The organism is Roseivirga sp. E12, assembly GCF_017592825.1.
Classification (GTDB): Bacteria; Bacteroidota; Bacteroidia; order Cytophagales; family Cyclobacteriaceae; genus Roseivirga.
On the sequence record NZ_JAGFMD010000012.1, the window covers coordinates 96,663 to 108,150 of the forward strand.

The 11,488-nt window shown below is 42.8% G+C and carries 11 protein-coding genes; 1 reads left to right on the top strand and 10 read right to left on the bottom strand.

Annotation, left to right across the window (positions count from 1 at the left end):
* The 10 genes from J4E76_RS20015 to J4E76_RS20060 form a co-directional block, all read right to left on the bottom strand.
* On the bottom strand, positions 1-921 hold the full coding sequence (locus J4E76_RS20015) for a hypothetical protein (RefSeq protein WP_208506578.1): 921 nt from the start codon (positions 919-921) through the stop codon (positions 1-3).
* Between the two features lie 69 nt (positions 922-990).
* Complete coding sequence (locus J4E76_RS20020; RefSeq protein WP_208506579.1) at positions 991-1,914, bottom strand: hypothetical protein; 924 nt, start codon at positions 1,912-1,914, stop codon at positions 991-993.
* Between the two features lie 71 nt (positions 1,915-1,985).
* Complete coding sequence (gene argH / locus J4E76_RS20025) at positions 1,986-3,317, bottom strand: argininosuccinate lyase (protein ID WP_208506580.1); 1,332 nt, start codon at positions 3,315-3,317, stop codon at positions 1,986-1,988.
* 69 nt (positions 3,318-3,386) lie between these two features.
* Positions 3,387-4,445 carry a M20 family metallo-hydrolase gene (locus J4E76_RS20030; protein WP_208506581.1) on the bottom strand — a complete coding sequence of 353 codons (1,059 nt, stop codon included), beginning with the start codon at positions 4,443-4,445 and terminating at the stop codon, positions 3,387-3,389.
* Between the two features lie 154 nt (positions 4,446-4,599).
* Positions 4,600-5,388 carry an acetylglutamate kinase gene (gene argB / locus J4E76_RS20035; RefSeq protein WP_208506582.1) on the bottom strand — a complete coding sequence of 263 codons (789 nt, stop codon included), beginning with the start codon at positions 5,386-5,388 and terminating at the stop codon, positions 4,600-4,602.
* Between the two features lie 92 nt (positions 5,389-5,480).
* Complete coding sequence (locus J4E76_RS20040) at positions 5,481-6,422, bottom strand: N-acetylornithine carbamoyltransferase (protein WP_208506583.1); 942 nt, start codon at positions 6,420-6,422, stop codon at positions 5,481-5,483.
* A gap of 141 nt (positions 6,423-6,563) precedes the next feature.
* Positions 6,564-7,691, bottom strand: coding sequence for an aspartate aminotransferase family protein (locus J4E76_RS20045; RefSeq protein WP_208506584.1), 1,128 nt, complete (start codon positions 7,689-7,691; stop codon positions 6,564-6,566).
* On the bottom strand, positions 7,691-8,644 hold the full coding sequence (argC, locus tag J4E76_RS20050; RefSeq protein WP_208506585.1) for an N-acetyl-gamma-glutamyl-phosphate reductase: 954 nt from the start codon (positions 8,642-8,644) through the stop codon (positions 7,691-7,693). The genes J4E76_RS20045 and argC overlap by 1 nt, the downstream gene beginning before the upstream one ends.
* Positions 8,641-9,837 (bottom strand): argininosuccinate synthase, encoded by a 1,197-nt coding sequence (locus J4E76_RS20055; RefSeq protein ID WP_208506586.1) that lies wholly within the window; start codon positions 9,835-9,837, stop codon positions 8,641-8,643. The genes argC and J4E76_RS20055 overlap by 4 nt, the downstream gene beginning before the upstream one ends.
* Positions 9,827-10,507 (bottom strand): GNAT family N-acetyltransferase, encoded by a 681-nt coding sequence (locus J4E76_RS20060; protein ID WP_208506587.1) that lies wholly within the window; start codon positions 10,505-10,507, stop codon positions 9,827-9,829. Before J4E76_RS20060 ends, J4E76_RS20055 begins: the two co-directional genes overlap by 11 nt.
* 589 nt (positions 10,508-11,096) lie before the next feature.
* Between J4E76_RS20060 and J4E76_RS20065 the strand changes: the two genes are divergently transcribed.
* On the top strand, positions 11,097-11,488 hold a 392-nt coding region (locus J4E76_RS20065), incomplete at its 3' end, for a hypothetical protein (protein ID WP_208506588.1).

Consider the following 11,488-nt stretch of genomic DNA (forward strand, 5'->3'; position numbering starts at 1 on the left):
TTACCCTTTACCCTTCAAATACCTCTTCTTTTCTCTTTTTGACATTTCTTGAGTAATCAACTCGTCTGGGTAAGATGCGGTATAACCAACATTCCGTTTTAGACGGACTTTTTCTTCATTGACAGTTCTGAATAAAGGAATTAGATAGCGATTGCTTGCCCATTCACGGGAGTCAAGATCTTTATTTACCACTACTTTCATGTAGCTGACAGAAAAGTTAAAGTAGAGTGTTCCATCTCTCGACTTCATTCCCGCTTTAGCCATTACCTCGCCCGCCTTGACAAACTGGTCTTCATTAACAGTCAAAGTTCCATTTACCGCACCATAATAGTTTCCCACAGTACCATCTCTATGCCGTACTTGAATGAAACTCTTTTGTGGGTCACCGGGAACTACTCTAATGGTTCTAATCTGTCCATCTCTAGTAGAACGAATATCATTTGAATAGAAGCCCACGCCATAATAATCACTATAACCTCCCTCTTTGTCAGGATGACTTGTCGGTTCTGTTATCCCTCGTACAAGGACTGCCTCATCTTCTGCACCAGGTATCGCGTATTCTACATCTTTAATTTTAGGATTACCGACACCATTGTAGAAATAGTATCTATAGTCAAAACGGGGCTGGCTGGTTCCTATAGGAGACACCTTAAACAACCTCACTTTTCCTGTTGAAATGGTTTTTTGATAGGGCAATGGAGCATCAGGCCGCCACTGATTTAATCCAGTATTAAAAACTACTACAATGTGAGTGTCCTTGGGAATGGAATTGAACGCATAAAAGATATACTCCCCATCTCTACCTGGTTCATAGCTGACTTTTATATCGCCTATAACTTGAGCGAGAGCCGAATTACTCCATAGACAACAGAGTATGATTGTTGTGAACAAGAGAAATCTGGCTTTTGATTGTGAAAGCATAAGTGTGCGTTTATTTCCAGATAAACATACTAGAATAATCGGGATAACTTGAGAGTTGCTTGGCCGAAATTAATCTCTACTACGGACGAACTTCTTCTTTTCAGCCCTTGTCATTTCCTGAGTATAAATATCGTCAGGGTATGTTGCGGTATAGCTTTGATCAGCTTTCAAAACCGCTCTTTTCTTCATGGCTGTTCTAAAGAGAGGCTTGATGTACTTGTAAGAGACCCAGTCTTGAGGATCTTTTTCGGTATCGACATTCATCTTCATATAAGAAACCGAAAAATCGAAGTACGTTTTGCCTTCATTGGTTAGACCAGCCACCCCTAACCTATCACCTGCCTCAATATATTGACCCTTACTGGTTTTCATCGTTCCACGCAGGATACCTCTATATGTTCCAACGGTACCATCCTTATGCGTGATTTTGATGAAGCTCTCCATTGGGTCACCTACCGATGATTTCACTGACTCAACATATCCACTCCTGAGCGCACGCATATAGGTTACATAGAAACTAACCCCATAATAGGAGTCCAGTGGAGCTCCACTCTTTTGATCCTCGTTGAGGTTAGTAATACCTTTAAATTTAATTTCTTGTCCTTCCTCTCCCGGAATGGTGTATTCTACATCACTGACAGTGGGGTTGCCAAAACCTTCAAAGAAGTGTGTCTTATATTGGAAATTATAAGTAGAATCTGCTTTTCCTTTTAGTTTGAAAAGCCTGACTTTCCCTGCTTTTATCGTCTTCTGAAATGGGAGTGCCTGATCACACTTCCAGCGACTCATGTCTTCATCAAAAGTTAACACCATATGGATATCATTGGCGATACTGTTGATCGCATAGAATACGAACTCACCGTCTTTTTCAGACTCATGAATCACCTTTATGTCCTCAAGATTTTGGGCTGAAACCGTGGAAAATGTATAGATAAACAGGCCAAGAATAAAAGATATCCTGACGGGGTTAAGTAATCTACTTTTGCGAATCATTCAGAAATACTATGTGTATTTGAAATTAACCTTATATGCTTTCAAATACAATTTTATGAATGTAAAATCCGCTATTCAACCAAGGCATTTATGCTCCGCTGCCAAGCTTCAAACTCAAAGTCACCTAGAGCTCTCTTCATTTGTGATCTAATTTCTTCAAGAGCTAAGTTCCCTATACTTCCTTCATGGTTATGACTAACCGTTCTGTCAGGGTCAAAGTCTCCCGCCTCAATGGCCAAACCAATTTGTTTATAAGCATCCCTGAAGGGCACACCGCTCAAAACGAGCTTATTGGTTTCCTCTACACTAAAGAGATACTTGTACTTCTCTTTTTGAATGAGCTCTTGGTTGATCACCACTTTCCTCAGCATAAAATCGCACATGAATAAGCAATCTTTAAGGTCTTGGATTGCTGGGAAAAGCACTTCTTTGATCAACTGCATTTCACGATGGTAACCCACTGGAAGGTTAGCGGTCATCAAAGCAATATCGTTAGGTAACGCTTGTATGCGATTGCACTTGCCCCGCATAAGCTCAAAGACATCAGGGTTCTTTTTATGCGGCATAATGCTCGATCCGGTAGTTAATTCATCTGGAAAGGAAATAAACCCAAAGTCTTGCCCCATGTAAAGACAAACGTCCATCGCAAATTTACTAAGTGTAGCAGCAATAGCCGACATACCCATAGCCATAGATTTTTCTGCCTTTCCACGACCCATCATGGCATAAACAACATTGTAATTCAGGTCATCGAAACCTAATAACTGGGTAGTGAATTTTCTATTTAAGGGGAAGGAAGAACCAAAGCCAGCACCTGAACCCAGTGGGTTCTTATTAATGACTTTGTAAGCGGCATGCAGCATATACAAATCATCAACAAGACCTTCCGCATATGCTCCAAACCAAAGCCCAAAAGAGGATGGCATAGCAACTTGCATATGTGTATAGCCAGGCATGAGGGTATCTTTATGCTGATCACTCAGGGAAACGAGTCGATCGAAAAGCGCTGAAACTCCTTCTGTAATTTCTCTCACTTCTTGGCGCATGAAAAGCTTCAAGTCTACCAAAACCTGATCGTTCCGCGATCGGCCCGAGTGAATCTTCTTGCCAACATCTCCCAAGCGCTCAGTCAAAAGTATCTCTACCTGTGAATGGATGTCTTCCACTCCTTCCTGCAACTGAAAATCTCCTTTCTCGATCGCTTTGAAGATAGCCTTTAGCTCACGGTGTATCTCTGCCTTCTCATCAGGCGTCAGCAGATCAATACTCGCCAACATTTCGGTGTGTGCTAGGGAACCCAACACATCGTAAGGTGCTAGCTGGATATCGAATTCCAAATCGCGGCCTACCGTGTAGCGCTCGACTATGTCTGATACTTTTACTTCTTTTTCCCAGAGTTTCATATGAACTATTTGTCGGAAGACTGGAGTCAGAAGTTGGAAGATAATCTTCCATCCTCTGGCTTCGGGCTTCTATCTTTTTAAGATTTTCTGTAAAACTTTAATATACAATCCTATCCCTTCCTCAATTTCATGGAGATAGATAAACTCATCAGCAGTGTGTGACCTGGCCGAATCTCCTGGCCCCATTTTCAGGGTAGGAAATGGCATCAAAGCCTGATCGGATAGTGTAGGCGAGCCATAGGTCTTTCTACCCAAACTTAACCCTGATCTAACAATTGGATGATCCATTGAAATCCCAGAAGGATTGAGTCTAGTAGACCTAGCCGTCACATGCGCTTTTACATTTCTTTTGATGATATCGAGCGTTTCTTGATTAGAATAGCTATCAGTGGTTCTGACGTCCACCACGAAACGACAATGATCTGGCACCACATTATGCTGTGTTCCCGCATCTATCATGGTGACATTCATTTTCACCGGCCCGAGGGTTGCAGACACCTTTGGAAATTCAAAACTGCGGAACCATTCGATGTCTTGCATTGCCTTGTAAATGGCATTTTCGCCTTCATCTCTGGCTGCATGACCTGACTGTCCCTTCGCAGCACAATCCAAAACCATCAACCCCTTTTCTGCAATTGCCATGTCCAGCAAAGTAGGCTCTCCAACAATCCCAAAATCAATTTTTGGTAGTTGATTTAGCAAAGCCTCGATGCCACCCTTTCCTGAAATCTCTTCTTCTGCAGTAGCCGCAAGAATTAAGTTGTAATCAAGCCCTCTATTATCATAAAAGTGGAGAAAGGTAGCAATCAATGAAACCAGACAACCCCCAGCGTCATTACTCCCTAGACCATAAAGCTTTCCACCCTCCTCAATCGCCTTGAAGGGGTCTTTCGTATAACCCGCATTCGGCTTTACGGTATCGTGATGGGAATTAAGAAGAATTGTGGGCTTGCTGTCATTAAAGTAAAGGTTCTTTGCCCAGACGTTATTTCCCGATCGCTCGGTCGTGACATTCCTTTCTACAAAAAAAGTCTCAATCAAGTCAGCGGTAGCAGTCTCTTCTTTGCTCAAAGATGGTATTTCAATGAGTCTTTTAAGTAATGATATAGCCTGATCGCTTAACTCCATACTGAATAGTTAATAGTGGACGTCATTCCGGAATTTTTCTTTGTAGATTTTAAGCAAAGAAAAATGTCCGGAATCTTAATATAACTTTCATAGGTGAACATTCTGGGATTCCCGCCTCCGCGGGAATGACGGTATGGTTTTGATATGCGTAACATCAATTCATCTCAATTAAAGTACCTGAATTGCCTTTACACATTGCTTGAAGGTCTGAAAAGTGACCAACAGTCACAGCCGAAGCACCCGATTTTAGTGCTTCAAAGGCATTATCCAATTTAGGAATCATTCCATCGCTAATGATACCATTTGCCTTCAGAGACTCGTATTCCTTTATATCAATAGTCGCAATGACCTTTTGTTTTTCGAAGTCACTCAAAACACCTTTATGCTCAAAACAGTAGGTCAGTCTAACTTCATATTCAGACGAAAGCGCTCCCGAGATTACGCTTGCAAGAGTATCTGCATTGGTGTTCAACAGGCTCCCACTTCCATCGTGAGTCAAGGCACAAATCACAGGTATTAATCCATTTTCCAAAAACTGAGATATCCTGCTCTTATTGACTCCTTCAATTGTAATGTCACCTGCGAAGCCATAGTCAATAGTCTTTACTGGTCGTTTTGTAGCTTTTAGGACGTTAGCATCCGCCCCAGACAAACCAATGGCATCTTCGCCCAAGGCCTGTAGGTGACTTACAATTTTTTTGTTAACAAGACCACCATAAACCATGGTAACCAGTTCTAGGGTTTCGGAATCGGTAATTCTTCGTCCCTCAACCATTTTGGGCTGAATGCCGAGTCTCTTTCCAAAGTCAGAAGCGATTTTACCTCCTCCATGAACAAGGATTTTTGGCCCTTCAAGCTCCGCAAAGTCTTGAAGAAATTGGCCAAGCAGCGCTTGATCATCAATGACCTTACCTCCAATTTTTATGACACTTAGCTTTTTCATCTATTACTTTTTACTTCTCCCCTTTTTTAATGGGAGACACAGAGGGGTTTTAATCCCTTTATATCCTTTCAGTACAATTCCTTCAACTGATTTCATTTCAACAATTCACTTAAAACAGCTTGTGCAGAATAAACTCGGTTTTCGGACTGATCCAGATGGATAGCATTCGGACCATCCAGCACTTCATCCTTTATGACCAAGCCTCGTCTAACGGGTAGGCAATGCATTACCTTCGCTTTGTTAGTAACAGACAAGTGGCCATTGCCAAAAGTCCATGTATCATCTTGAGACAATACTTGGCCATACTGCTCATAGGATGACCAGTTTTTGACATAGACAAAATCAGCATCCGCCAATGCTTCCATTTGATTATGGTTCACGTGAACGTCTTTTCTAAACTCTGGTGCCAAATCGTAGCCAGCCGGATTGGTAATGGTTAAATCCATTTCGGCTGCAATCATCCATTCTGTGAAAGAGTTTGCCACCGCCTGAGGAAGTGCCTTCACATGAGGAGCCCAGGTAAGCACCACTTTTGGCTTTCGCGTTTCAGACCAATGCTCTTTCATCGTCATTAAATCAGCCAGGCTTTGTAGTGGATGACGGGTTGCACTTTCGAGGCTTACAACAGGAATTCCTGCATGATTTAAAAAGGCATTCAAAAGCAACTCCTCATAGTCAGTATCTTTATCTTTCAGTTCGGGAAAAGTTCTAATACCCAGCACGTCAAAATAGCGACCCATTACCCCAGCGGCTTCTCGGATATGTTCAGCTTTGTTGCCATTCATGACAGCTCCATCCTCAAACTCTAAAGCCCAGCCATCCTTCCCAATATCAAGGACAATTGCTTCGGCACCCAGGTTCTGGGCTGCAATCTGAGAACTTAAGCGTGTACGTAGGCTCGGGTTCAAAAAGATAAGCCCAACCTTTTTACCAGAGGCAATAGTAGGTTGAAAGGCATCCTTTTTGAATGCCAAAGCTTTTTCCACCAGTCCGTCTAGGTCGTTAATGTCTGATATTGATGTAAAGTGTTTCATTATCTTTTTTTATCCACCCCCATCCCCCGCCAGCGGGGGACAAGTATTATTACCCCTCAGTCCTTCGGACAGCTCCCCTTATCAGGGGAGCAACCAAATCAGTCTCCTCCTTTTAGGAGGAGTGCCCAACGGGCGAGGTGGTCATTTTTCTAATTCTATCTCCAGCGCTTCAAAAAACTGGTCCAACTCTTCCTTGGTTACAGCCAATGAAGGCAATAGCCGCAGCGTACTTTTATTTGCTGCAGATCCAGTAAATATCTTATGATCCATCAGCAGATTTTTCCTTAAATCGGCAACCGGAAAGTCAAACTCTGCTCCGATCATCAGGCCTTTTCCACGCACCTCTTTGACTGCAGGCATTTTACTCAGACGATCCATCGCGTAGTCACCCAGAGCCTTGGCATTTTGCATCAACTTCTCTTCCGAGATCACTTCAAGTACCGTTAAGGCAGCAGCGCAAGCCAGATGATTCCCTCCAAATGTTGTTCCCAGCATGCCATGCCAAGGCTCAAACTTGGGTGCGATAAACACACTTGCCACCGGAAAACCATTTCCCATGCCTTTTGCCAACGTGATAATATCTGGTCTGATATCAGCATGCTGATGTGCAAAGAATTTTCCCGTTCGCCCAGCACCAGATTGCACTTCGTCCATGATAAATACCGACCCATGCTCCTCACATAGGGCTTGTGCCTTCTTCAAAAACTTATTGGAGGGTGTGTAAAGCCCAGCGACTCCTTGGATACCCTCCACAATAAAGGCAGCCACCTCATCATCAAAAGCTAATTCCAAAGCATCCAGATCATTCATGGGTACAAACTCCACCTGATGATCGGCATTGAAAGGGGCAATGATCTTAGGGTTATGTGTTGCTGCCACGGCTCCAGAAGTTCGGCCATGAAATGCTTTTTCCAAGGCAATGATTTTCTTTCTGCCCGTATGAAATGAGGCCAACTTCAAAGCATTTTCGTTCGCTTCGGCACCTGTACTACACAGGAAAAGTGAGTAGTCATAATAACCAGAAATCTGCCCCATTTTAAGCGCTAACTCATTTTGCAATGAGTTCTCAACAGCATTTGAATAGAAGCCTATCCGTCCTAATTGATGGCTTAGTCTCTCTACATATTTCGGGTGACTATGGCCAATGGAAATGACGGCATGCCCACCATATAGATCTAGGTATTCAGTACCATTTTTGTCCCACAACTTAGAGCCCAGTGCCTTGACGGGCTCTATTGGATAAAGGGGGTATACATCGAATAACTCCATTAGAATGCGCTCCCTTTTAGTTTAAGGCCTTCCGTTTCTTCCAGCCCAAACATCAAATTCATGTTTTGGACAGCCTGACCAGAGGCTCCTTTTAATAAGTTATCAATCACTGATTGAATCATCAAATACCCGTTATGTAAACTCAAATGGACATAACACTTATTGGTATTAACCACCTGTTTTACATCCAATGGATGGTCACTTACCCAAGTAAAAGGATGGTCTTCGTAGTATTCTTTGTAAACGTTAATCGCCTCTTCCAAGGGCCATTCGATGTATTGATAAGCTGTTACCAAAATACCGCGTGTGAAATTTCCTCGGTAAGGAATAAAATTAATCGGTTGATCATACCAAGATTGGTATTGCATCAAACTCTTGGTCACTTCAGCCATATGTTGATGATTGAATGCTTTGTAGGTAGACATATTTCCTTCACGCCAACTAAAATGTGTCATATCCGAAGGCTTTACTCCTGCCCCTGTTGAGCCTGTAATACCTGAAGCGTGTACTTCTTTCAAAGCTCCGTTGTGTGCCAAAGGCAAAAGCGCCAATTGAATGGCCGTGGCAAAACAACCTGGGTTGGCAATAAAATTCGATGTCTTGATCGCATCTCTGTTAAGCTCCGGCAAACCATAGACCTTGGCATCGTCCAAGCGAAAATCCTGACTCAGGTCGACCACTTTTACCGAATCCGGGACTTTGTGCTGATCGAAAAACTCGGAGGAAGCTCCGTGTCCCATACATAGAAATAGTACATCAATATCGAAGATAACCTCCTGAACAAAGCTCAAGTCAGTTTCGCCCAAAAGATCAGGGTGCAACTTGCTGATCGGTTCGTTGGCTTGACTTCGGCTTTGAACGAAGCTAATTTCTACTTTCGGATGATTGAGTAGCAAACGAATCAATTCGCCTCCCGTATAACCAGCGCCACCTATAATTCCTGCTCGTATCATAATTCGTTATTTACTTGGTGATAGATCGCATTTTGATTGCCGAAAATTTTCGAGAACCCCTTGACATCTTCGCCTGTCCAAGCATTATTCATCTCTCCATAGTGGCCAAACTTCGCGGACATTAGGTCATGATTGGATTCAATACCATTGACTTGAAAACGATACGGCAAAAGCGTGATAAAGACTTTCCCAGTTACTTTTTGCTGAGTGTTCGACATCATAGCTTCCATATCGCGCATGACTGGATCCATAAACTGACCTTCATGCAACCAGTTGCCATAGAATGCCGCCACTTGATCCTTCCAATAGATTTGCCATTTGGTAAGCACATGCTTCTCTAGTGCTTGATGCGCTTTGATAGTCAGCACGGCCGCTGCTGCCTCGAAACCAACTCTGCCCTTGATACCAATGATCGTATCACCAACATGGATGTCACGACCGATGCCAAAGGGACCTGCTATGGTTTCCAAATACTGGATTGCCTCATGAGGCGAGTCGAAGGATTTGTCATTTACTGATTTTAATTCGCCATGCTCAAAACCAAGTTCTAAATCTTCAGCCTGATCCATTGTCGCTTGTGTTGGGAAGGCCTCTTCTGGCAAGAAGCCATTCGAACCCAATGTCTCTTTGCCTCCTACCGAGGTGCCCCAAAGGCCTTTGTTCACTGAATAAGCAGCTTTGGCAAAGTCCATTTCGACACCTTTGGCTTTTAGATATTCAATTTCCTCTTCTCTCGATAACTTCATATCACGAATGGGTGTGATGATTTCAGCTTCTGGCAAAAAGGTCTGAAAGATCATGTCGAAACGCACTTGATCATTACCTGCCCCTGTGCTGCCATGCGCAATAAATGCGGCATCTAGGGTCTTCGCATGCTTGGCAATTGCCAGTGCCTGACTGACACGTTCAGCACTAACAGACAGTGGGTAAGTGCTATTCTTTAGAATATTTCCAAAGATGAGGTACTTGACTACTTTATCGTAGTAGTTAGCTGTTTCCTCAATTGTGGTATGGCTTTTAACGCCAAGTTCGTAAGCACGAGCCTCTACTCCCACCAACTCTTCTTTGGTGAACCCTCCCGTATTGACCAGTACTGAATGTACGTCAAGTCCTTTTTCTTCAGTGAGATACTTTACACAATAGGAGGTATCGAGCCCTCCGCTGTATGCCAGGACTACTTTCTTATTTTCCATTTCGTTTGTTCTTTTTTTCCTCTCGCTTGAGGAGGATGTTCTTTTTAAAATTCAACCAACGTTCAAAGAGTTTTAAGTCTTTATCCAGTTCACGCCCCTTCCACTGGGTGCGCTTCGGTTTCTGATTTTTCTCCCATGCTGGGTTGTAAAGCATGGCTGTGCAAATACAATTCTGTCGCTTCTTTGCCGTCAGGATGTCAAAGTTGACACAGCTCTTGCAACCGCCCCAAAACTCTTCATCCTGAGTAAGTTCAGAATAGACCACAGGCTTATATCCCAACTCCGAATTGATTTTAAGTACGGCAGCTCCTGTTGTCAATCCGAAAATCTTAGCCTCTGGATATTTCTTGCCAGAAAGGTTGAAAGTGGCTTCTTTAATACGCTTGGCCAATCCTTCTCCACGAAACTTCTGTGAAACAATTAGTCCTGAATTCGCAACAAATTGCCCGTGACTCCATACTTCTATATAGCAGAAGCCGGCCCACTCCCCTTTTTTGGTGGTGGCTATTATAGCTTTGCCTTCTTCGATTTTCGATTGGATGTACTCTGGTGTTCGCTTTGCGATTCCGGTACCTCGAATCTGAGCAGAAGCTGATATCTCATCTACGATTTCCTGAGCATAGCTAGCATCTGCTGCTTGGGCTTCTTTTATGATAAACTGTGTTTTCATTTTTATTCTGGTCGTCATTGTGAGGAAGCATAGCAACCGAAACAATTTCTCAAATTAATCAGGAGATTCTTTCTCCCGATGAATCGGGATCAGAATGACGAGTTATAAACTCTCAAAAATTAATAATACAATACGGATTGGGAATTGATGACCACCACATAGGCAGTCGGTATGATATCGAGGCTTAGCGCCTCCTAGTCCTTGCCCTAAGAGCACTCGCTTCCACCGCTACTAGAGGTAGCTTAATGGTTTGGGAATATGTAGAAGCGTTTGACTGCATTGTTCTATTGAGACGACAAAGGAAATAAAAAGTTTAGATATCGCAAATGGGTGTACCACTTAATTGAGTTTTCATCATCGTCTCATACATAATTATTTAAAAACATATAGTGATTAAATTATCTAATATTTATATCATTGATTACTTAAATTTTTGGTCCATCCAACAATAAGCACTATGAAAAAGATATTCTTCTTACTTGTTATTCTTTATCCTACACTGGCAATTGCCCAAAATACATTTCCAGCATCTGGATAAACACTAATCAATCATGACGCTTCTGCAGCATTAAGAATTAAAACTTGGAATATGTTCGGTTCAACTTCTGGCGGAAACTACCCGTACTGGGGAATGAATATTGAACATACCACTTCAGGGTGGAGAAGTTTCCACTCTTCCCTAAGAGGTTCGCTGATTTTAAATTGGGGTAACGATATTCGTTTTTCAAGTGCCCCAGCGAACACAACAAATGCTAGCCTCACACATCATATGATGATTAACACGGTTAATGGCAATGTGGGGATTGGTACTACTGCGCCTAACGCCAAATTAGACCTCAGAAATGGCCACCTTTATGTTGGCGATGACACATTTAACAATCCCGGAAGTTGGGGAGCAACGATTAACCTTGACGACAACGTGCATTCCAGAGTGTTGATCGAAGAAAGAGGTACAGGAGTTCAGACCGCCTTGATGTCTCA